Genomic DNA, 21,587 nt, shown 5'->3' on the forward strand with positions numbered 1-21,587 from the left:
AAGGTTTTCACGGTCACGGCGCCGGAACCTCGGACTCGCGCAGCTCCTCCAGGAGCTCCCTCTGCCCGGCCAGCACCTCGGTCAGGATCCGCCGCGCCGCCCTCATCAGCTGCGCGACGTCACCGCCCGCCAGCTCGTACACCACGGTCGAGCCGTCACGGACCGAGGTGACGATCCCCGAGCGGCGCAGCACCGCGAGCTGCTGGGACAACGCGGAGGGCTCGACCTCGATCGCGGCCAGCAGGGCCCGCACGGGCATCGGACCGTCCTGCAGCAGCTCCAGAACCCTTATCCGCACCGGGTGCCCGAGCATCCGGAAGAACTCGGCCTTGGCCTGATACAGCGGTACCGGCACGGTCGCGCACCCTTCTCACCACCCCGGGCTCCGGGGCGAACGGCTGGTGCTGTGCCTGCGGCTACCTACGAGCACAGCACCCACAGCATCTATGAAATTGCAGACTTCTGCAATTCAATGATTCTGCGTCCCGCTGGCCGAGCGTGGCGGTACGGTTGGCGCGGGCCTCGCCGCAACCCCCGTCGGCGAGGCCCACCCGGCCTCCGGCGGCCGATCGCTGACTTGGAGTCGTCTCACGTGGCAGGTTCCGCGAGCCTCTTGCAGCAGGTCAGGGCGGCGGCCATGGCCAGGTCCTGGCTCTGCCGGTCGTTGCGGACCACGTACGGGATCTTGAGACCACGAGCAGCCCATGGCAGGCTCGTGCCCCATGATCGACGAATTCGCGAAAGACGACCTGCACGGGAGACTGCGGCGGGACCGCAAGGCGCTGCTCTGGAAACTCGACGGCTTGTCCGAATACGACGCCCGCCGGCCTTTGACAGCGACCGGGACCAACCTCCTCGGCCTGGTCAAACACGTGGCGACCGTCGAGGCCAGGTATTTCGGCGAAGTCTTCGACCGCCCTTCCCCGCAACCGCTGCCCCGGTGGCAGGACTCCGACGGCAGCGATCAGTGGGCGGCCGAGGACGAGACCCGCGATCAGATCATCGGGTTCTACCGGCGCACGTGGGAACACTCGGACGCGACGATCAACGAGCTTCCCCTCGACGCCCCCGGCCACGTGCCGTGGTGGCCGGAGCCTCATGCCGACACCAACCTGTTCGCCGTCATGGTCCATGTCCTCAGCGAGTCCATCCGGCATGCCGGGCACGCCGATATCCTGCGCGAGGGCCTCGACGGCCGGACCGGGTTGCGCGCCGAACACGAGAAGCAGATCGACGAGGAAGCCCGTGCAGCCCACTGCGCGAAGATCGAGCAGGCCGCCAGGTCGGCCGCACCAATCAAAGCTTAGAGACTGCCTCACGTGACGTGATGTTCGTGCTGCGGCACGATGCCGGTCGTGGGTGCTGATCCATCGAAGCGACTGGTTCCTGACGAACTCTGGGAGCTGGCCGCCCCGTTGCTGCCGTCGTTCGCTCCTGGCGTTCGGCGGATTCCTGGCCGGACCACGCACCAGGGGGACGTTCGGCCCCCGCCCAGGGCCGCCCGGCCCGTCCTCCCTCCACTGCACGGAGCGGGAAGGTGGGACACGCACCGCCGTCAGCGGTCGCGCTCTCGCACACCTTCCTGGAGGAACGCCATGTCACGTACGGTCGTCGTGGGCCTGGACGGATCCCCCGCATCGCTGGCCGCCGCCGAGTGGGCCGCCCGCGAGGCACGGATCCGCCGACTCCCGCTCAAGCTGCTGCACGCCGTGGAGTATTGGACGCCGCCCTACGGGTACGCGTCACTCGCCGGGGCTTCCGCCCCGGCCTCGGCCCCGACCGAGTACTGGGGCGAGCGCATCCCGCGGGACGTCTTCCAGCAGTTGACCGAGCGTCACCCCGGCCTGGAGATCACCACGGAGCAGGTGGACGGGCAGCCCCTCACGGTCCTGGCCGGGGCCGCGCAGGAGGCCGAGGTGCTGGTCCTCGGTTCCCGCGGGCTGGGGGCGATGACGGGATTCCTCGTCGGATCCGTTTCCCAGGCCGTGCTCGCCCACGCCGAGCGCCCGGTGGTCGTCGTGCGGACGGGCTCCTGGATGGAGAGCGCCTACCTGTCGGCGCCCGACGGCAGCGGGCCGCAGGAAGGCGCCTACCGGCCGGTCGTTCTCGGGCTGGACCTCTCGCGCCCGTGTGACGAGCTCCTCGATTACGCCTTCGGCGCGGCAGTCGCGCGACGGGCCCCACTGCGCGTGGTCCACGGCTGGAGCATGCCGCCCGCCTACAACTTCGACCCGGCGCTGATCGCCCCCGAGGTACGGGACGGCATGGCGGCCGACACGGCCACCGCGCTCGGGGACGCGCTGCGGCCCTGGCGGGGCAAGTACCCCGAGGTCCGGGTCGAGGAGGAATCATCGGTGGGGCAGGCCGCCGGCCACCTCGTCGAGGCCTCGGACGATGCCTCCCTCGTGGTCGTCGGCCGACGGATCCGCCGCTCGGCGATCGGCACCCACCTCGGCCCGGTCGCCCACGCCGTGCTCCACCACTCGGCCGCCCCGGTCGCGGTCGTTCCGCACCCCTGAGACGGTGCCGCTCCGGACCGGTGTCACCGGACCGGACGGCCAACATCCGTTCCCCCGAAAGGCGTCCGGGTTCGTCCTCACAGACGAGCCAACGGGCGCCCTTCGTCATGGCCGCGGCCCGCACGCTCCCCGATGCCTACGGGGCGGGGATCGGCCGCCAGGCGGTTGGTCCCTGCCCGTTCCGCCGTTGGCAGGGAGGCCCGGATCCCCGAACGACGCGTCCAGACCACGCCGTCGCGAGGCACGGACGCCCATCCACCCGAGGGCCGTAACCCGAAGTGGCCCCCGGCGAGGGACACCGGGGGCCAAGAAACAAACCGCGGGGGTGGCGGCGACGGTGTCGCCGGACGCCTTCGGATCAATCACCGTCCCGCAGGCTCACCTTGCGGAACGATGATCACCGGGCAGTGCGCCCGGTGCAGCAGACCATCGGCCACGGAGCCGAGCCGCATGTCCGCGTGCGCTCCGGTGGCACGGCGGCCGACGACGAGTGCGAGGGCCTCTTCGGAGGCCTTGGCGAGCTCCTCCACCGGCTGCCCGACCGGGAGTTCGTGGGTCAGCACGACCTCCGGGTACTTCTGCGACCAGTCGGCCGTCGTCTCGAACAGCATCCGCCGCTGCTCCTGGAGAGCGGCCTCCTCGCCCTGGGTCACGACGGCCGGCGGCTGCCGGACCGACAGGGCCCGCAGCCTTGCTCCTCGCACGTCGGCCTCCTCCAACGCGAACGCCAGCGCCGCCTTCGAGGACTCGCTGCCGTCGATGCCGACGACCAGGTAGGGCGGCTGCCCGGGGGCGTGCGCGTCGTCGCGGGCCGAGTGCGCAGACTCCGGACCGGTCTTCCCTTCCACCTGGCGCGAGACGGTCCCGCCTGGAGCCCCGTCCGTTTGGGGTGCCTCCTGCCGCGAGGGCACTGCCACGACGATCCGGAGCCCCAGACCGCGCCGCCCGGCCTCGTCGGCTGCCTGGGCGAGGGACGGGTACCAATTCCTTCCGGGGTCGATTCCTACGAGGATTTCGCGGCCTTCGGTGGTGGTCATGACGCCTCGTTCCGGTGTTCGTCGCCATGGCGCGGGATGAGTTCGACGGGGCAGTACGCGTGGTGCACGAGGCTGTGGGTCGCACGCCCCAGGGTGCGGCCGATGTAGCCGGGCGACCGGCGCCCGCCCATGACCAACAGGTCCGCGTGGCGCGATGCCTCCACCAGGACGCCGGCGACCGACACGCCCTCCAGTGCGTCCGTCTGGACGATCAGCGAGGGGTACTCGTCCCTGATCTGCTCGGCGACGGCCGCCAGGCTCTGCTCGTGGCTGTCGGCCACCTCGTCCGACTTGTTGAGGGTTCTCGCCACCGAGCCGACGGCCTCGAGCAGGTTCCGCACGTGCAGCAGCCGCAACGTGGCCTTGCGCAGCTCCGCCGCACGGGCGGCGTGGCGGACGCAGCCGAGGTCGTGCTCGTCCCGTACGGCGGCCAGGACGACCCCGTGGTCGGCCTCGTCCTCGCTCCCCCGCACGACGATCATGGGCGTACGGGCCTCCGCGGCGACCTTGAGGCCGACCGAGCCCAGCGCCAGGGAGCTCAAGCCGCCCGGACCCCGATTGCCGACGACAAGGGTCCCGCTGGTGCCGGCTGCCCGGCGCAGGCTCATCGCGGGCCCGCTGCGGCTGAACTCCGTCGAGACGGAGAGCGCGGGATGGCGCTCCTGCACGGCTGTGGCGGTGCCCTCCAGCAGTTCCCGGGCTTCGGAGCGGACCCGCTCGGCATCCGCGGCCGAGAGGTCCAGGACACGGCCGTCGACGTCGGACCCGTACACGATGCGCAGGGGGCGTCGGCGCCTTGCGGCCTCGTCCGAGGCCCAGAGCGCCGCCCGCCGGGCCGGCTCGGACCCGTCGACGCCGACGACGACCGATCCCAGTTCCGGACCACTCCTGTTGCTTTCCACGATTCCTCCTTGCCGAGCACCACTTGGGGACAGCTCCACGCTGACAGCGCGGCTCCCGGCAGGAGAGGGTCCCTGTGGACCTCGTAGGGGGCCGAAGGTCCCTGCCGAAGGTCCCTGCCGAAGGCTCAGGCAGCCCGTCGGTCCCCGAAAGGCGGTCGACCGGTCCCGCATCGGGCCCGTTCGTCCGCTGGTCCGCCCGGGGCGGACCAGCTCGGCACGGTGGGGGCGCCCGCCCCAAAACCCTTCACCATCCGCTCTGGCTGCTCACAGCAGTAGCCCACGGCCTTGCACGCGCATGCTGCGGAAGCCCGCGGGCTGGTGTGCGTCATGCCGCGGTGCTCGGCGCTGCTCATCACTCCTCGTCCCCGGGTGCCCGGGCTTCGCGCGGGATGAGCTGGACCGGGCAGTGCGCGTGGTGGACGAGGCTGTGGGTGGCCCGTCCCAGGGTGGGGCCGAGGTAGGCGGGCGCGCGTCGGCCGCCCATGACCAGCAGGTCCGCATGGCGGGACGCCTCTACGAGGACCCCGGCCACGGACACGCTCTTCTCGGCGTCGGCCACGACGGCCAGGTCCGGGAACTCGTCGCGGATCCGGTCCGCGACGGCGGTCAGGCGCTGGGAGTGGTCGCCCGCGATCTCCTCGATGTCGTCGAGCATGCTCACGACGCTGCCGACGGACTGCAGGACGTTCCACACGTGCAGCAGCCGCAACGAGCCCTTGCGGATCTCGGCCTCGCGCGCCGCGACCCGGGCAACGCCCAGGTCGTGCTCGTCACGGACGGCGACGAGCACCACACCGGTCTCCTCCCGGTCTTGGTCGGTTCCTCTGACCACGATGACGGGTGTCTTGGCGTCTGCCGCGACCTTCAGGCCGACGGAGCCGAGCATGAGGGAGTTGAACCCGCCGAGGCCGCGATTGCCGACCACGATCGTGCCGTGGCGACCGGCGGCCCGGTGCAGGCTCGTGGCGGGGCCACTGCGGCTGAACTCCGATGTGACCTGCAGCGCCGGATACCGCTGCGCGAGGGCGTCGGCCGTGTCCTGGAGCAGTTCGCGGCCCGCACCGCGGACGCGCTCGATGGCTTGCGCCGAGAGGTACGGGGCCCGACCGTCGGTGTCGGCCGCGTACACGATGCGCAAGGGGCACTCACGGCGTACGGCCTCGGCCGCCGCCCACAGCGCCGCCCCTCGGGCCGACTGGGAGCCGTCGACTCCGACGATGACGGTGCCGAGCTCCGAACGGCTGATGGCGCCTTCCATGATTCCTCCTCGCCCAGAACCACTGGGGGACGACTCTCACGCTGGCACTTCGGCCCCGACACGAAGAGGGCCGCTCAGGACCGGATAGGGACCACATGGCCCCTCCCTCCACCGTCCGCCAGTCGGCAAACCTGGAGGCGGACCACAGCACGCAAGAGGTTTCCGCGATGAAGCACCAAGTGGCTGGCCCGGTGCACCTGCACCGCGCCGCCCCGTCTCCGTACGGGGGGGAATGGCGTCGACCAGACACTCGGTTTCGCCGCGAGCGGTAGGAGAAGACCGTGAGACATCGAGAACTGCGCGAGCTGATGACCCGCGAAGTCGTCACCGTCGCCGCGAACGCCCCGTTCAAGGACATCGTCCGGATCCTCGTCGAGCACCAGGTGTCGGCAGTTGCAGTCATCGACCCGGCCAGCCGTCCACTCGGCGTGATCTCGGAAGGTGATCTGCTTCCGAAATCCGAGGGCCAGGGCGACTACTTCCGGTCGCTGCCGGAGCGGGAGTCCTTGCAGGAGGACAAGGCGGCGGGGCAGCGGGCCGAGGAGCTGATGTCGGCCCCCGCGGTGTGCGCCGGCCCCGACTGGACCGTGGCCGAGGCCGCCAGGCTGATGGAGGCCCAGGGAGTCAAGCGGCTGCTCGTCGTCGACGGGGCGGACGCGTTGGTGGGCATCGTCAGCCGACGGGATCTGCTGCGGATCTTCCTGCGGGACGATGACGCCGTCCGCCACGAGATCGCCGGGGACATCCTCGACCGCACACTGCATCTGGACCCGGCCGCCGTGACCGTGGACGTGACCGACGGGAAGGTCGAGGTACACGGAACGGTGCAGTTCAAGAGCCTCATCCAGGTGATCGAGCGGCTCTGCCGGACCGTGGACGGCGTTGTCTCCGTGACTCAGCACCTCGGCTGTGCCATCGACGACTCGGCATAGGCGTGGGGGAGGTCCCGTGAACGGTCGTGCCGTCATCGGCTTCGACGGACCAGCACAGAGCGTCACGGCGGGCGGGAACAGTTCACCTCGATCCGGATCACCCCGGGCGCCCCGGCTGGTCGGCGCTCGGCACCCACATCGGCCCCGTCAGCCACGCCGCCATGCACCACGCGGCCGCACCGGTCGCGGTCGTCGCCCACGGCCGAGGCCGACCTCGCAGTCAGGAAGTCCCATGGCCACCACCCCGCACCCGGACAGCGCAACCGTCACCCGCCTCGTCGAAGACGCCGTCACCGCACCCTCCATGCACAACGCCCAGCCCTGGCGGTTCGTCCACCGCTCCGACTCCGGGACGATCGAACTCCACGGGGATCCCGGCCGGGCCATGCCGCACACCGACCCTGACCGCCGGGCCCTCCACCTGGGCTGCGCCGCCGCACTGTTCAACCTGCGCGTGTCCGCCGCCCAGGCAGGCTGGGAGACCCTCGTGCAGACGCTGCCCGCCGACGGTGACCCGTGGTTCCTCGCCGCCGTCCGGCTCGGACCCGCCGCGGCCACCGACGAGGGACTCGCCACCCTGCACCCGGCCCTGCGGCGCCGTCACACGAGCCGCTTCCCGTTCACGGACGAGGCGATTCCGACCGCGCTGCTCGACGGCCTCCGGTCCGCCGCCCTCCTCGAAGGCTGCCGCCTCGTCGTCCCGGACGCCTGGCACACGGAAACGCTCCTCGGCCTGGTGCACGACTCGGAGCACCGGGAGGACATGGACCCCGCCGCGCGGGCGGAGACCACGGCCTGGACCCACACCGGCGCACCGGCCGAGGAGCCCCGGCCCGACGGCATCCCGGCCGAGGCGTTCGGCCCCCTCCCCTCCGGCCCGGGAGCCACCGTGCGTGACTTCGGCCGCGACAAGCCGGTACCCGGCCGGGCCTGGGCCGCCTTCGAGCAGCGGCCGCAGATCGGGCTGCTGGGCACGTCGGGCGACACCCCGGAGGACTGGCTGCGGGCCGGACAGGCCCTGGAACGGATCCTGCTCCAGGCCACCGCGGACGGCCTGGCCACCTCCATGACCTCACAGCCCCTCGAATGGCCCGAGCTGCGCTGGACGGCCCGCGATCCCCTCGCCGGCATGGGCCATGTCCAGATGGTCATCCGACTCGGCTACGGCCCCCAGGGGCCGGCTACACCTCGCCGCCCGGTCGCCGAAGTCCTCGATGTCCGGTGACGGCCCGCCGCTCCGTCACCGGATGCCGAGCATGGTGCGCATCTCCGCGATCTCCGCCGTCCGGCAGGTGATGATGGCGCCGGCGAGGTCCTCAGCCGGACCGCAGGCACCCTGCCGCAGCTCGGTACGTGCCCTCTCGATCCCGCCCGTACGCCGCTCCCAGCCGGTCAGGTGCCAAGCGTAGGACGCACGCCGGTTACCTGCCTCGTGTCCAGGTCCCGATCTCCACCGACGGTCTCCTTGTCCCCGTAGGCAGCCCGCTTCAGCTGGAGGGCCAGGTCTTCCATGGCGCGGGCCGCGGCGAGTTCGGCGCCGATCTCCGCAATCCCGGTGTCCCGCGGCGCAGAGCCGACGGTCCCCCGGCCGGTGAGCTTGTTCGTATCGGTGTCCAGGGGGACGGTTCAGTCCCCATCGACTCCGTGTTCCTTGCGCAGCCGACCAGACCAGTGGGGTTCCAGGCGCTCCCACTCACGGCCCCATTGCCCCAGGCTGCGCGCCTCGACGCGGCGTAGCCGGACGTGGACGATGCCGCCGGCGGACAGGGCCAGTAGGGCGAAGGAACCGAATCCGGCAGCGACGGCGGTCGAGGCGGCCTCGTCGCCGGACGGTGGGGGCGTCGTCTCGGCGCCCGTGTCTTCGACCCAGATCGTGACCGTGGCGCCCAGGGGGGTCCGGAGGGGGACTCCGACGGTCCCGGTGCGGCGGTGGCCGACCGGATACTCCCAGGCCGCCCGCGCCGTTGCCTCCGGGTGGTTGGCGAAGCGGGAGGGGGCCGCGGGTTCGGCCCGCGCCACGGTTGTCACCGTCACTCGGTGGCGGTGCGCATCCTCCTTCTCGACGCTACGGTGCTCCGTCTCCCAGGTACTGAGGCCGATGAGGGTTCCGAGGAACGCGGCTACGAGCAGGGAGAACGCAAAGGCTGCGAGCCAATGGGCCCGCACGTGGTCGGCGGGGCGCCGCAGCTCATTCGGGCGACGGCGGGGCAGGCGGCGCAGCCGTCCCATAGTGCCGGCCCCGGACCGTCGAGGACGGGGCGTACTCGCCTCGGACATCGCGCACCTCCACTTCGTGTCGTCGGGCGGGCTCTCAGCGGGGGGGTGCCGAGTTCGGCACTGATGCGGTGGGCCCAGGCCTGGATCCGCTCGGGGTTGCGGAAGTCGCCGCCCTTGCCCGCGCGCACCATCGCCCGGGCGATGAACCCCGGCGTGCCGACGCTGACGCTGCCGCCGAAGGTGCTGTGCTCGCGTGCGCCGAGCCTCTGCATTTCCCTGGCCCTTCCCGCAGGGCCTTGCCGATCTCCGTCGCGATACCGGCGGTCGCACCGTGTTTGGTTCCGTAGGCGACCATGACCCGCTTGGCAGTGATGACGATCTCCCCTGGTGTCGGTTTGCTGCTGTCTGCCTTCACTGTCGCGAGGGGGACGGCCACTCCGCTTGGGGCCATCGGGCCCCGGCTGGGGCCGTTCGGCCCAGGCTGTGAAGGCCGCGGCCGGTGCCGCCCCTCGTACATGGGCCGGTCGGTCCCCCACAGGGCCTGTCAGGCCCATCCGGCCGGGCCTCTCCCCATGCGATGGTGAATACCGGCTCCGAAGGCTCCTGCACTTCCTGGGAGGCCTGCACACGCTCCCCGGAAGCGGACTCCTGATCGGGAGCGACCACGCCCGCGTCCTGGTGGGCTGCGGCCCGTTCCAGGCTTTCGCGGACCGCGAGTCCCCACCTGAGTCCGGGGATGCGGCGGGAGCCCGGGAGGGAAAGGCTGGAAGGACCCCATAAACCCGCTCCAGGCCGAGACGAAACCCGAAGCACCCAAGGACCAGCCGTGACCCCCACCCCTTGCACCGTCAGCGATGTCATGACGAAGCCCGTCACCACCGTCACGCCCGCCACCGAGTTCAAAGAGATCGTCGCTGCGATGGAGCGCTGGAAGGTCACCGCGGTCCCCGTCATCGAGGGGGAAGGTCGTGTCGTCGGCGTCGTCTCCGAGGCCGACCTCCTCCCGAAGGAGGAGTTCCACGCACACCGCCCGGGCCTCATCGAGCAGATGCGCCGCCTCGGCGACACCTCGAAGGCGGGCTCGGTCCGCGCCGAGGAACTGATGACCTGCCCCGCCGTCACCATCCGCCCCGACGCCACGCTCCCCCAAGCCGCCCGCCTCATGGCCGAGCGCCGCATCAAGCGCCTCCCGGTCGTCGACACCGACGGCACCCTCAAGGGCATCGTCAGCCGCGCTGACCTCCTCAAGGTCTTCCTCCGCACGGACGACGACCTCGCCACCGAAGTCCGTCGCGAAGTCGTCGAACGCCTCTTCCCGCTCGCCGGATGAAGTCAGTGGCCTTGGGCAGGACACTCCGGCCGAGCGGCCGGACACGGATGATCCCGCCGTCCACATCTGGGCCACGGCCGACCCACCGCACCTTTCCGCCGAGTGCAGCCTTCCGGAAGGCTGCACTCGGGGTGAATCAATATCTATGCCCGCGACTCGAGAGTTTAATGGGTCCCGCATCGAGAGTTTTTACCGCAGCGCCTAGGGTGGAATTATTTTACGTACACAAGCCACTGCAGCGTGCTACTGTCGATCTCGGTTGCAGTTTTGATACCCAAAAACTCCAAGCGCTTTCAGTCGGCCTCCGCGCCACGGTGAAGCGCTTTACATTTCCGGGCCATTCTCCGGGCCGGGCATCATCGCGGCGACACGGTGTCCGCACAGTGCGGATGCTGGTGTACTGCCCCAAAGGAGATACGACATGGCTGCTGGCACCGTGAAGTGGTTCAACGCGGCAAAGGGTTTCGGCTTCATCGAGCAGGAGGGTGGCGGCGACGACGTCTTCGCCCACTTCTCGAACATTGCCGCTCAGGGCTTCCGGGAGCTGCTCGAAGGCCAGAGGGTCACCTTCGACATCGCGCAGGGCCAGAAGGGCCCGACGGCCGAGAACATCGTTCCGGTCTGACGCTGACGCACATTTTGTAGCTGGGGCCCGCATCCCTCGGGGTGCGGGCCCCAGCTGCGCACATCTCCCGTAGTGGTTTCACCTGCGGGACCACATTCTTCAGGCGTGCAGCTCCCTCGGAGCCGCACCCAGGTTGATGTACTGGATTTCGCATCCATACGACATCACCCATTTCGGCGACTGAGCCTGTACGGATTTCCTGTGCGCTCACCAGCTTCGCATTCACGTTCCATTCGGCCCGTTCTCGCGATCCCCGCACTGCACTTCCACTGCGGGAATTCCTTGATACGCGCCGTATCAAGGAAGGTTCTACATGAACCCCACACGTACGCACGACCGATCCTCCCGTACCCGCAGCCGCACCGGCGGCCCTGCTTTCGGCAACGGCGCGGGTTCGGAGCGGGGCAACCGATTCGGCTCCCCGGCCCGGAGCCGTTCCGCAGGTCCGAGCCGCTCGGGCGGCTCGGGCCGCCGGCCCGCCGCGGTACAGGGCGAGTTCGCGCCGCCGAAGACGATCACTCCCGCGCTGCCCGCCGTCGAAGCCTTCGCCGATCTCGACATGCCGGCCGAGCTGCTGGCCGCCCTCGGCGCGCAGGGCGTGAGGGTGCCCTTCCCGATCCAGGGCGCCACCCTGCCCAACACCCTCGCGGGCCGGGACGTCCTCGGGCGTGGCCGGACCGGCTCGGGAAAGACCCTGGCGTTCGGCCTCGCCCTGCTGGCCCGCACCGCCGGGCAGCGCGCCGAGCCCCACCAGCCGCTCGCGCTGATCCTCGTACCCACCCGCGAACTGGCCCAGCAGGTGACCGACGCCCTCACCCCGTACGCCCGTGCGGTCAGGCTCCGCCTTGCCACCGTCGTCGGCGGCATGCCCATCGGCCGCCAGGCGGGCGCCCTGCGCGGCGGCGCCGAAGTCGTGGTTGCCACCCCCGGACGTCTGAAGGACCTCATCGACCGTGGTGACTGCCGCCTGAACCAGGTCGCGATCACCGTCCTCGACGAAGCCGACCAGATGGCCGACATGGGCTTCATGCCGCAGGTCACCGCCCTGCTCGACCAGGTGCGCCCCGAGGGCCAGCGGATGCTGTTCTCCGCCACCCTGGACCGCAACGTCGACCTGCTGGTGCGCCGCTACCTGACGGACCCGGTCGTGCACTCCGTCGATCCCTCGCAAGGCGCGGTGACCACGATGGAGCACCATGTCCTGTACGTCCACGGCGCCGACAAGCAGCGGACGACGACGGAGATCGCCGCCCGCGACGGCCGCGTGATCATGTTCCTCGACACCAAGCACGCCGTGGACCGACTCACCCAGGACCTCCTCGACAGCGGGGTCCGCGCCGCGGCCCTGCACGGCGGGAAGTCCCAGCCGCAGCGGACCCGGACACTGGCCCAGTTCAAGACCGGACACGTCACCGTCCTGGTCGCCACGAACGTCGCCGCCCGCGGCATCCACGTGGACAACCTCGACCTCGTCGTCAACGTGGACCCGCCGACCGACCACAAGGACTACCTCCACCGCGGCGGCCGCACCGCCCGCGCCGGCGAGTCCGGCAGCGTCGTCACCCTGGTCACCCCCAACCAGCGCCGCGACATGACCCGGCTCATGTCCGCCGCCGGCATCGTTCCCCAGACCACTCAGGTCCACTCGGGTGAGGAGGCACTGAGCCGGATCACCGGTGCCCAGGCCCCCTCCGGCATCCCCGTCACCATCGCCGCACCGGTGTCCGAGCGGCCCAAGCGCAGAACGGCCTCCCGCGGCCGGCGCAGTCCCGCTTCGGCCACTCGGCGCGTGAACGTGCGGCAGTCCGCCTTTGATGCGGCGGCCTGAGAACCACGTGATCAGGAAACTGACCCATCTCTGCAGGAGGCACGTTTTGACGCTGGTCCAGATGCAGCCCCGCTCGGTACGTGCCAATCTCCTGCACCGGACGGTGGACGATGCCATGGAGGCGGCCGGCCCGCAGGTGTGTGACGACATGACGGTCGAAGTGGCCCTGTCCGTCATGACCAGTGCCCGCGCGGGTCATCTGCTCGTCTGCGACGAGGACGGCCTGTGCACCGGGCTGGTCACCCAGGCCCAGCTCACCGCCATCCGAGACGGCAGCGCGTACACGGACCGGGTCCGGCTGCGTGACGCCCTCGGCGACCGCGGGCCGTTCACCTCGCCGATGACCACCATGGCAGAGGCCGAACACGCGATGAGCTACCGCCGGCTCGACGCCCTGCCCGTCGTCGACGAACAAGGCAGCGCTCTGGGCGTCCTCGCCCTCGCACGCTGACCCTGAACCGCCTCACCGCGGCACGACCGCCCCTTCTCCTTCTTCTTGCGAGGCATCATGCGCTGCGTCATCGCCCGTTTCCCGTTCGACCTGACCAAGAGCGGCGTCCTGGAATCGATGAAGGGCATCAAGCCCGAGGAGGTCGTCGGCGACTCCGTGATCATCGGCCGCCGCGTCTACCCCGTGAAGCAGGTCGGCCAGGTCATCACCCGCCAGGACAGGCGCGACTTCAGCGTCGGCGAGGTCCTCCGGGCCATGACCCAGCTCGGCTTCACCTGCCGCGGCCTTCCCCGGGCCGCCGCGCCCGCGGGCGTCCTCAGTCCGCTCCAGCACGCATCCGCGATGCTCGGGGTCCCGATGGCCGTCTGACCGACGGACCGGTGCGAGCCGGCACCCGAACATGAAGGATGGCCCGACCGGCACGCCGGTCGGGCCATCCCGCGTAGTTACGGGTTTCTCTTCGCGACGCTGTGTCAGTGGTCGGAGTAGCTGAAATCGCCTACGGTCCAGGCGCTGACATCGGCGATCGAGACGCGGTACATCCCGCCCGCTCCCCAAGGCGAGGTCTCAGCGCAGTGTGCGGTGATGCCGACCGGAGCGCCGGATGTGCAGGACCAGGTGCACCAGGGCGGCGACGAACACCACGATGCCGATGATCAGCAGGTGGAACAGCCCTTCGGCGTCTTCGACTGGCAGGACATCGCCCGTCCCGATCCCCGGGCACTTCTTCACCAGCGACCGGCCGTAGTCGACCTTGACCGGCTCGGCCCCACGATCGCGCCGTTCAACGGGACGCCGATTGCGGCGTTGGCGCTCATCCTGTCCGGCTGATCACGCGCGGATCCCCCTATCGGCCACGGCGCCGAGCCGTGGCGGGCGTCCAGCGCCCGCTGTGGCCTCGCCCCCTCACCCCGGTGCCGTTCGAGGTCGATTACCTCAACGTCGAACACCCGAAAATCTACGACGGTCAGAGTAGACATTGGATGGTGACGTAGGTATGGTTTCTCTCGTAGCCCAGAGAGACAGCAGGGCCCGGCAGAGACGAACTGCCGGGCAGCAGTACCGCAGATAACGCAGTGCGCAGTACCAGCAGTGAAGTCAGTGAGTGGTACCTCGGTGAAGGCGTCGGCTGCGGGCGCGCGTACCGGGAGGTTCGGCAGTGGGGTTCCAAGCCAGAGCAGACGCAGGACGGGCGACGGGGCTGGCTGCCGAAGAGTGGCGCTACTCCAGGCCACTGAGCAGTTCGCATCACCAGCAGTACGCAGGAGAGCAGTACCAGCAGTACCAGCAGTACGCAGTCCCCCGCTGGGTAAGTAGTTGATCACCGAGGGAAGAACGGAGGAGCCGAGCGCCATCAGGATCGCCCGGGTCGAAAGGCTGAGCCCGGGTACCGCAGGACATCGATAGTGAGGTGGTCTCCGGTCAAGCAACCGCGATCCCCGCGCCCCAGGCCGAGTTCAGGTCAGGTCCGCGGAAACAGTAGGCCGACGCAGTACCAGGGTCGGCAGATGGTGTAGTAGTTCCTTCGGGGCCCTGGTGCCATACGGCACCAGGGCCCCTCCACGCGTTCCACAGAGAGGTTCCATGACCGCACACAACTCGTTCGACGGCCGTCTCGACGACGACGACTACCCCGCCTACACCATGGGCCGAGCCGCAGAAATGCTCGGCACCACCCAAGCCTTCCTCCGCGCCCTCGGCGAAGCCCGCCTCATCACACCACTCCGCTCGGACGGTGGACACCGCCGCTACTCGCGCTATCAACTGCGCATCGCCGCCCGCGCCCGCGAACTCGTCGACCAAGGCACCCCCATCGAGTCCGCCTGCCGCATCATCATCCTCGAAGACCAACTCGAAGAAGCCCAGCGCATCAACGCCGAATACCGCCGCGCCGCCGGATCATCCGCTCCGTCGGCCGCAGTGTGACAACTGCATCTGCGCGGCAACGGTCAGGCGGGCCGGGGCCTCCCATGGTGGAGCGCCAGAGGCCGTGTGCCGCACCTGGGCCACGCTCGACCTCTTCCGGGGCCGTCCGGAAGTTGGCTCTTCCAAGATCTTCGTAGGCACTGCCGCAGCTGGCCGGGTTACGGATCGAGCGGGTGGAGACCGGCCCGGAGGTGCTGCGGATCACCGCCGCGACCGGGCGGGCGTCCGCTGGTGATCGACCTGTCCGTGCGGCGGTTGGACTGCGAGAACCCGGACTGCCCGAAGCCGACCTTCGTCGAGCAGGCCGACGGTCCGACGGAGCCCTACCAGCGGCGTACCCCGGCGCCGCGGCGGGTGGTCGAGGCGGTGGCTCTGGCGGGCTCGGCCGGCGACCTGCTGCTCACCGTCCTGCATCACGGACTGTCCGGGGCAACGGTGCCGAACTGCCTGATGCGGATCACGCTGCCGGACCGGCCAGTGCCCGGGGTTGCCGGGATTGACGAGTTCGCTCTGCTCAACGGCGGCCGCTACACCACGATCATCATCGATGCCGAGACTGGCGAGCGGGTCGAGGTGTTGCCCGACCCGCGGGCCGCGACCATCACCACCTGACTCCGCGAGCATCCCGGCTGATGCTGCTGCTCGAGTCCGTGCGCCCGAACGCGGCCTACGTCGTCAGCCGCACCCTGGACCTGCTCGCCTTCAACCCAGGTGCGCTCCGACTCTTCGCCGGCCTGGACGAATGGCCCGCGCAGCAGCGGAACTTCGCCCGGTACGCCTTCCTCCATCCGCTCGCCCGCGCCGTACTCGACGACTGGGACGAGCAGGCCCGAGCCTGTGTAGGCAGGCTCCGCGCGCTGGCCGGCACCGAGCCTGACGCACCGGACTTGGCCGACCTGGTCGACGAACTCCTGGCCAAGAGCCGGGACTTCGTCGCCCTATGGGACCGCTTCGACGTCAAACCGCACGCCCCGGACCCCAAGACCTTCCACCACCCCGACGTCGGCGACCTCCACCTCGGCTACGAGTCGATGCCACTGGAGCACAGCATGAGGCAGCGCTTCGTCGTGTTCTTCGCCGAGCCGGGCAGTCCCGACCACGACAAACTGACCCTCCTCGACCGGGGACGCCACGAACTGGGCCCTCGGCCGGACGGCCTCACGGTCACGACAGCCGCCCCCGGTGGCAAGCCCCCTGGCACCACGCCCCCGCCCTCGACACCCTAGCCTCGCCATTTCACTTGGCGTGGTGTCGATTTCCTGGTCACGCCGGGGCACGGTCGCTGGTGGATCTTGCCGATGCCACCGGGCTGACCACCGCGTACTCCACCGCGCTCAGACCGCCTCGGCCACGCGGCACCGGGCCGGATCGCCGTCGATCTCGCGGTGATGCTCGCCGACGGCGGCGATACGCTCACGGAACTGGTCGTTCTGCGGAACCAGCACGAGGTGTTCGGCCCGGTCGCCCCCACGGCGACGGCGTTCGCGGATGCCTCCCACGAACTGCGCAGTCCGATCGCCAGCCTCCGGATGCAGCTCGAAGTCGCCCCGCACACCCGCAACTGCTCGACCTGCCAGGCGCCGTGGACGAGACCGTACGACTGAGGTTGCCAAAGCCCCGGAAATCGAGGGATCACCGTGGCGACTGGCCCGGCTGCTCGCCAACCTCCGCAACAACGCGCAGCGGCATGCGCGGGTCTCGGCCTGGCCATCGCCCGGAACGCGGCCTGTCGCCATGGCGACACCCTGACCGTGCACGAAGCACCCCACGGCGGCGGCGCCTTCCGGTTCCGGCTGCCGATCAGCGCTCCGGGTGGCACGGGGCTGCCGGTGCGAAGAAGCCGACAGCGGGTCTCACAGCCGTGCCACAGGCACAGGACAGTCCGCGCCTGGGGATCCCGCCTAGCGTGCCGGACATGGGTGAAAAGAGCATTGACAGGCGAAGAGTACTGATCCTCGGCGGCGCGGCCGTAGGGGTGGCGGGAGCGGCGATGGTCGGCTGCGGGACTTCCGGCGGCAGCGCTGCGGCTCCCTCCTCCGCGTCCTCGTCGGGTGCTGTGTCCACGGGGACGGGGCAGTGCGTGCTCATGTCCAATGTGACGCAGGGGCCGTATTACCTCGATGGCGCCCTGGTACGCAAGAACATCGCGGAGGGCAAGAAGGGCGTTCCGCTCACCGTGCGACTTACGGTGCAGGACACCACGGAGTCGTGCGCCCCGGTTCCGGGCGCGGCTGTGGAGATCTGGCACTGCGACGCCTGGGGCTACTACTCCGGGTGGACCACCGCCAATCCGGGCGGCAAGGCGCCGGCGGAGAGTGAGGACAAGAGCGGCGCCGACGACAAGACCTATCTGCGCGGCTACCAGATCGCCGACGAGGACGGAGTCGTCGAGTTCACCACCATATTCCCCGGCTGGTACACCCCGCGCGTCACACATATCCACCTCAAGGTCCACACCGGAGGCCAGACGGCCGACGGCTCCTACGAGGGCGGCAAGGTCAACTACACCGGCCAACTCTTCTTCGACGACAAGTACGGGGAAGCCGTATACGCGCTGTCCCCGTACACGCAGCACACCGGCACCCCCACCAAACTCGCCGACGACATGGTCTACCCCGGAGGCGGCGCCCGGGACGGGCTGATGACCGTCACCGGCGACACCACCCAGGGGTACACCGGAACCCTCACCCTCGGCATCGACCCCGACGCCGAGAACGGGGGCGGCGGAGCGCCGGGAGGAGGAGGCCAACCGCCGAGCGGAGCTCCCGGCGAAGGGCACGCCCCGTAGCGGCGACGCCGTGAACTACGCCCGTGGTGCGCCGAGCATGTGACATGGCCAGGGAGCGGAACCATCCGCTCCCTGGCCATACGCAATTCCCGCTACGGCAACAGCCGCGGCCTCTTCCTCGCCGCCACGTCCTCGACCCAGCCGCACAGCAGGACGGCCACCGCGAGCAGGAGCCACCCGATGCCGAACAGGAACCACTGGCTCTCCAGCGGCAGGTGGGCCTCCAGGGCGGGAACGTCCCAGAGACGGTCGATCAGGGGGACCGCGAGTATCAGCGCGATCTCGTGCCATAGGTAGACGGTCACGGCACGGCGATTGAAGACCGTCACGATCCGGTCGAGTCGCTTGAAACGCGCAAGGCCCGCGAAGTCGACCTTGTAGTACGCCTTGAAGTACATCAGCAGCGTCACGAAGCCGGCGCAGTAGAAGGTCTGGGCGAGGGGGATGTCGTCGAGGTCGTAACTACCCGTCTCCGCCTGGTGTGTGAGCGCATACCAGGCGCCGAACGCCAGCGCCGCGAGCGACCCGGTGGCCACGGGGCCCGGCTTCATCCTCCGCAGGACCCCGTCGTGGTGCGCGAAGCCGAGGAGCCAGCAGAAGAGGAAGGTGGCGAGGTCGATGAGGCCGCCGCCGAAGCGGCTGTCGGGTGGCTCCCAAAGGAACTGGAAGATCAGGATCGGAGCCAGGGAGAGCAGCAGCACCGGGATCGGCGCCTTGCGGAACACTCGGATCAGGAGCGGAGAGAGGAGCACGAACCACAGGTACGCACGCAGGTACCAGAGGACCTCCCACGCCTGGATACCCCACTCGTCGCCCCGGGGGTCACCGACGGGCAGCACCCAGTAGAGAGCGTCCGGGCCCGGCACCCAGCCGTGGACCACCATCGCGGCCACGACGAAGAAGCCCCAGAACCAGAACGGCAGGAGCAGCCTGCGCATCCGACCCTTGATCACCTGTAGCGCCGGACGCTCAAGGGACTTCGCCATGAGCGTGCCTGCGAGTGCGAACATCACCCCCATGGACGGGAAGACCATGCCCGCCCAGGCCCATCCGAAGGCGTGATAGGTCACCACGCGTACGAGAGCAACGGCGCGCAGCACGTCGAAGTAACGGTCACGTCCTCCGGCAGGCCGCCGGCTCTGCGCTTCCAGCGGTTCGGGGTCCGGCTCGGACGGCGCCGCCGGCACCCGGGCCAGCCGGAGTGTGTGCACGTCCGTTCCGGGCTCCGCCGGGGCATCCTGACGGAGTTGCTGTCGGTACGGGCTTTGAGGGTCGTTCGGCGCAGCCGGCCACTCGGGCCCGTACCCCTGCCGCTCGGCCTCCCAGCTCATCGGCCGGCCCCCGCAGGCGTGCCGACTTCGCCCGTGCGCTTGAGTTTCTGCCAGCGCAGGCGGCCGCCGGTGAGTGCGGTGACGCAGGAGTGGATGAGGACGAGGTACATCATCTGGCGGTACGCGAGCTGCTGCAGCGGCATCATCAGGAGGTACCGGTAACGCTCGCGGTCGAGCCGGAACGCGTAGGCCGCACAGACGAGTTGAACGGCAAGCACCGCCAGCCAGGCGATCAGAGCGGACTTGAAGTCGACGAAGATCATCGAGTAGGCGGTGAACACGTCGATGAGCGGGGCGAACACGGGCGTGATGATCTGGAAGATCACGACCAGCGGCATGCCGACCCGGCCGAAGCGCCCCGATGGGCCCTTGTCCGTAAGGGACTTGCGGTGCTTCCAGAGCGCCTGCATGGTGCCGTAGCTCCAGCGGTAGCGCTGGCTCCACAGCTGCTTCAGCGAACCGGGCGCCTCCGTCCAGGCCTTGGCGTGCTCCTGGTAAACGACCTTCCAGCCCGCGCGGTGCATGGCGATGGTGATGTCCGTGTCCTCGGCGAGGGTGTCTTCGCTCATGCCGCCGACCTCCAGCACCGCCTCGCGGCGGAACGCGCCGATCGCGCCCGGAATCGTGGGCATGCAGCGCAGCAGGTCGTACATGCGGCGGTCGAGGTTGAAGCCCATGACGTACTCGATGTGCTGCCAGGCACCGATGACCGTGTCGCGGTTGCCGACCTTGGCGTTGCCCGCGACCGCGCCGATCTTCGGGTCGGCGAAGGGCTGTACCAGCTGCTCCACGGTGTCCGCTTCGAAGACCGTGTCGCCGTCCATCATCACGACGATGTCGTAACGGGCATTGCGCACCCCGTTGTTGAGTGCGGCCGGCTTCCCCGCGTTCTCCTGGCGGATGACACGGACGTTCGCCATGCCGAGCGACTCGGCGATCTCGCTCGTGTTGTCGGTCGATCCGTCGTCCACGACGATGATCTCGATCGGATGGGTGCTCTGCGCCAGCGACTTGAGGGTGTTGGCGATGCATTCCTTCTCGTTGTACGCGGGCACGATCACGCTCACCGGCCCGGTGACCGTCGGCCCCCAGCTGAACCGGCGCCTGTTACGGAGTCTGTAGTGGCGCCGGGCAAGGATCAGCATCATTCCGAACCGGCCGATGACGGCCACACCGACGACCGCCAGCCCGATCGCGAGCCCCGGCACGGTCCACTCGGCAACCGCGACGGCCGCGACGAGGGCCTTGCCCTCGTACAGGGTCGCACCCGTGGCGGTGCGATGGGCGGCCTGGAGGCTGTTCGCCGCCCCGGGGCGCACGGCCCCCGAGGGCGGGCTTCCCGTCTGCTCGCCGCCAGGCTGCTGACTGTTAGCCTGCCGCTCCGCCCCCGCAGCCCCGACGTCCGCCGCCTGGGTGCCGCTCCTCGCCTCCTGGGTCGCACCGCTGACGGTGGTGAACGTGTAGCCCAGCGCCTTCATCTTCTTGATGTACTCGGGAAGAGCCTTGACCGTCTGACTGCGGTCACCGCCCGCGTCATGGAAGAGGACGGAAGCACCCTTGCCCGACGACGGCGTGGCCGATTCGATGATCTTCGTAACACCCGGGGTCTTCCAGTCGTCGCTGTCGGTGTCCACGAAGACGCTGGTGTAGCCCTGCTCGCCGAGCTGCTTGTAGACGGGCCAGCTGTAGTCGTCGATGGCGTCCGGCTGAGAGGAATACGGAGCACGGAACAGTGTCGTCGTGATACCCGCCGCGCCCGCCAGCGCGAGCTGGGTCTGCTCCACCTCGCGGGTGACCCGGGCACTGCTCTGATACGAGAGATCGACGTGCGTGAAGGTGTGGATGCCCACCTCGCTGCCCTGATCCACCAAGTCCTTCACGATGCTCGGATTCCGGGCGACCATCGAGCCCACCAGGAAGAAGGTGCCCGGGACGCCGTTCTCCTCAAGGACCTTGAGGACCTGGGGGGTCCACGTAGGGTCCGGACCGTCATCGAAGGTCAGGACGATGGTCTTGTCCGGCACGGACGCGGACCGTGCCTGACCGTCCCGGAAGGTCAGGATCGGCCCACCGCCGAGGACCTCCTCGGAGACGTCGTCGGAGCCGGCCCCGGTACGGATGCGCTCGTCGCCCCCCACCTCGGCGCGGAGATAGCCGTCGAGCAACATCACGCTGGTGAGCACGCCGAGGAGCAGCAGAGCAAGGATCACCCGCGGTTTCTGCAGGTTCGCCGCCTTGCCGGCGGCCCGCGTCATGCGGGAGGGGGCGCGCCTGCGGCCGCGCGATGAGGTGGTGGTCGTCATGGGTCTCTTCGAGCTCCGGTCAGTTGGCGCTTGGGGAGGCAGGGGAAGTCGGGGCGGGGGCGGTTGCCTGCGGGGCGCCGGCAGGCTTCGCGGGCGGCGTGCCCATGCCGCCCTGCGGCCCGCCGTAACCGAGTCCCGGA

21 protein-coding genes and 2 pseudogenes are annotated in these 21,587 nt (G+C 69.8%); 15 read left to right on the plus strand and 8 right to left on the minus strand.

Annotated features, from left to right (window positions below; genetic code table 11):
• Positions 1-13 precede the first annotated feature (13 nt).
• Positions 14-355 (minus strand): ArsR/SmtB family transcription factor, encoded by a 342-nt coding sequence (locus OG490_RS03575; protein ID WP_330294813.1) that lies wholly within the window; start codon positions 353-355, stop codon positions 14-16.
• Between the two features lie 367 nt (positions 356-722).
• Between OG490_RS03575 and OG490_RS03580 the strand changes: the two genes are divergently transcribed.
• Positions 723-1,307, plus strand: coding sequence for a DinB family protein (locus tag OG490_RS03580; RefSeq protein ID WP_330294814.1), 585 nt, complete (start codon positions 723-725; stop codon positions 1,305-1,307).
• Positions 1,308-1,595: 288 nt separating this feature from the next.
• Positions 1,596-2,519 carry a universal stress protein gene (locus OG490_RS03585; RefSeq protein WP_330294815.1) on the plus strand — a complete coding sequence of 308 codons (924 nt, stop codon included), beginning with the start codon at positions 1,596-1,598 and terminating at the stop codon, positions 2,517-2,519.
• A 362-nt stretch (positions 2,520-2,881) separates the two neighbouring features.
• On the opposite strand, the gene OG490_RS03590 is transcribed toward OG490_RS03585, so the two are convergent.
• The 3 genes from OG490_RS03590 to OG490_RS03600 all read right to left on the minus strand — a co-directional run bounded on the left by OG490_RS03590 (position 2,882) and on the right by OG490_RS03600 (position 5,716).
• A complete protein-coding gene (locus tag OG490_RS03590; protein WP_330294816.1) occupies positions 2,882-3,556 on the minus strand; it encodes a universal stress protein in 675 nt (224 codons plus the stop codon).
• Positions 3,553-4,458, minus strand: coding sequence for a universal stress protein (locus OG490_RS03595; protein ID WP_330294817.1), 906 nt, complete (start codon positions 4,456-4,458; stop codon positions 3,553-3,555). The genes OG490_RS03590 and OG490_RS03595 overlap by 4 nt, the downstream gene beginning before the upstream one ends.
• Positions 4,459-4,810: 352 nt before the next feature.
• Entirely contained in the window at positions 4,811-5,716 is a 906-nt protein-coding gene (locus OG490_RS03600; protein WP_330294818.1) for a universal stress protein, read from the minus strand.
• A gap of 281 nt (positions 5,717-5,997) precedes the next feature.
• Here OG490_RS03600 and OG490_RS03605 point away from each other — a divergent pair, with 281 nt between their 5' ends.
• Both OG490_RS03605 and OG490_RS03610 read left to right on the plus strand, forming a co-directional pair.
• A complete protein-coding gene (locus tag OG490_RS03605; protein WP_330294819.1) occupies positions 5,998-6,648 on the plus strand; it encodes a CBS domain-containing protein in 651 nt (216 codons plus the stop codon).
• 232 nt (positions 6,649-6,880) lie between these two features.
• Entirely contained in the window at positions 6,881-7,873 is a 993-nt protein-coding gene (locus tag OG490_RS03610; protein WP_330294820.1) for an Acg family FMN-binding oxidoreductase, read from the plus strand.
• Positions 7,874-8,040: 167 nt separating this feature from the next.
• Here OG490_RS03610 and OG490_RS03615 read toward each other — a convergent pair whose 3' ends face one another.
• Positions 8,041-8,265, minus strand: coding sequence for a dsRBD fold-containing protein (locus tag OG490_RS03615; RefSeq protein ID WP_330300758.1), 225 nt, complete (start codon positions 8,263-8,265; stop codon positions 8,041-8,043).
• Positions 8,266-8,274: 9 nt separating this feature from the next.
• On the minus strand, positions 8,275-8,925 hold the full coding sequence (locus tag OG490_RS39100) for an Rv1733c family protein (RefSeq protein ID WP_443065743.1): 651 nt from the start codon (positions 8,923-8,925) through the stop codon (positions 8,275-8,277).
• 799 nt (positions 8,926-9,724) lie between these two features.
• Here OG490_RS39100 and OG490_RS03625 point away from each other — a divergent pair.
• From OG490_RS03625 to OG490_RS03680, 11 genes and pseudogenes are all read left to right on the plus strand, one after another.
• A pseudogene (locus tag OG490_RS03625) lies at positions 9,725-10,189 on the plus strand (CBS domain-containing protein); the annotation flags it as partial.
• 427 nt (positions 10,190-10,616) lie between these two features.
• Positions 10,617-10,820: a cold-shock protein gene (locus tag OG490_RS03630; RefSeq protein ID WP_330294822.1), complete on the plus strand. Its 204-nt coding sequence runs from the start codon at positions 10,617-10,619 to the stop codon at positions 10,818-10,820.
• Positions 10,821-11,133: 313 nt separating this feature from the next.
• A complete protein-coding gene (locus tag OG490_RS03635) occupies positions 11,134-12,648 on the plus strand; it encodes a DEAD/DEAH box helicase (RefSeq protein WP_330294823.1) in 1,515 nt (504 codons plus the stop codon).
• A gap of 46 nt (positions 12,649-12,694) precedes the next feature.
• A complete protein-coding gene (locus OG490_RS03640; RefSeq protein ID WP_330294824.1) occupies positions 12,695-13,099 on the plus strand; it encodes a CBS domain-containing protein in 405 nt (134 codons plus the stop codon).
• A gap of 57 nt (positions 13,100-13,156) precedes the next feature.
• Complete coding sequence (locus OG490_RS03645; RefSeq protein WP_330294825.1) at positions 13,157-13,468, plus strand: SCO5918 family protein; 312 nt, start codon at positions 13,157-13,159, stop codon at positions 13,466-13,468.
• A gap of 216 nt (positions 13,469-13,684) precedes the next feature.
• Positions 13,685-13,930, plus strand: coding sequence for a hypothetical protein (locus OG490_RS03650; protein WP_330294826.1), 246 nt, complete (start codon positions 13,685-13,687; stop codon positions 13,928-13,930).
• A gap of 753 nt (positions 13,931-14,683) precedes the next feature.
• On the plus strand, positions 14,684-15,025 hold the full coding sequence (locus OG490_RS03655; RefSeq protein WP_330294827.1) for a MerR family transcriptional regulator: 342 nt from the start codon (positions 14,684-14,686) through the stop codon (positions 15,023-15,025).
• A 231-nt stretch (positions 15,026-15,256) separates the two neighbouring features.
• Positions 15,257-15,637 (plus strand): hypothetical protein, encoded by a 381-nt coding sequence (locus tag OG490_RS03660; protein WP_330294828.1) that lies wholly within the window; start codon positions 15,257-15,259, stop codon positions 15,635-15,637.
• A 20-nt stretch (positions 15,638-15,657) separates the two neighbouring features.
• Positions 15,658-16,251, plus strand: a complete 594-nt coding sequence (locus tag OG490_RS03665) for an MmyB family transcriptional regulator (protein WP_330294829.1) — start codon at positions 15,658-15,660, stop codon at positions 16,249-16,251.
• A gap of 258 nt (positions 16,252-16,509) precedes the next feature.
• Positions 16,510-16,824, plus strand: a pseudogene (locus OG490_RS03675) (hypothetical protein); the annotation flags it as partial.
• Positions 16,825-16,940: 116 nt separating this feature from the next.
• On the plus strand, positions 16,941-17,813 hold the full coding sequence (locus OG490_RS03680; protein WP_330294830.1) for an intradiol ring-cleavage dioxygenase: 873 nt from the start codon (positions 16,941-16,943) through the stop codon (positions 17,811-17,813).
• Positions 17,814-17,905: 92 nt separating this feature from the next.
• Here the strand turns inward: OG490_RS03680 and OG490_RS03685 are convergent, their stop codons facing one another.
• Both OG490_RS03685 and OG490_RS03690 read right to left on the minus strand, forming a co-directional pair.
• The gene (locus OG490_RS03685; RefSeq protein WP_330294831.1) at positions 17,906-19,144 is read right to left on the minus strand and encodes an acyltransferase family protein; all 1,239 of its coding nucleotides are present in this window, start codon (positions 19,142-19,144) and stop codon (positions 17,906-17,908) included.
• Complete coding sequence (locus OG490_RS03690; protein ID WP_330294832.1) at positions 19,141-21,447, minus strand: bifunctional polysaccharide deacetylase/glycosyltransferase family 2 protein; 2,307 nt, start codon at positions 21,445-21,447, stop codon at positions 19,141-19,143. Before OG490_RS03690 ends, OG490_RS03685 begins: the two co-directional genes overlap by 4 nt.
• Between the last annotated feature and the right edge of the window lie 140 nt (positions 21,448-21,587).

Origin of the sequence: Streptomyces sp. NBC_00503 (assembly GCF_036346895.1) — a bacterium.
Taxonomy (GTDB): domain Bacteria; phylum Actinomycetota; class Actinomycetes; order Streptomycetales; family Streptomycetaceae; genus Streptomyces.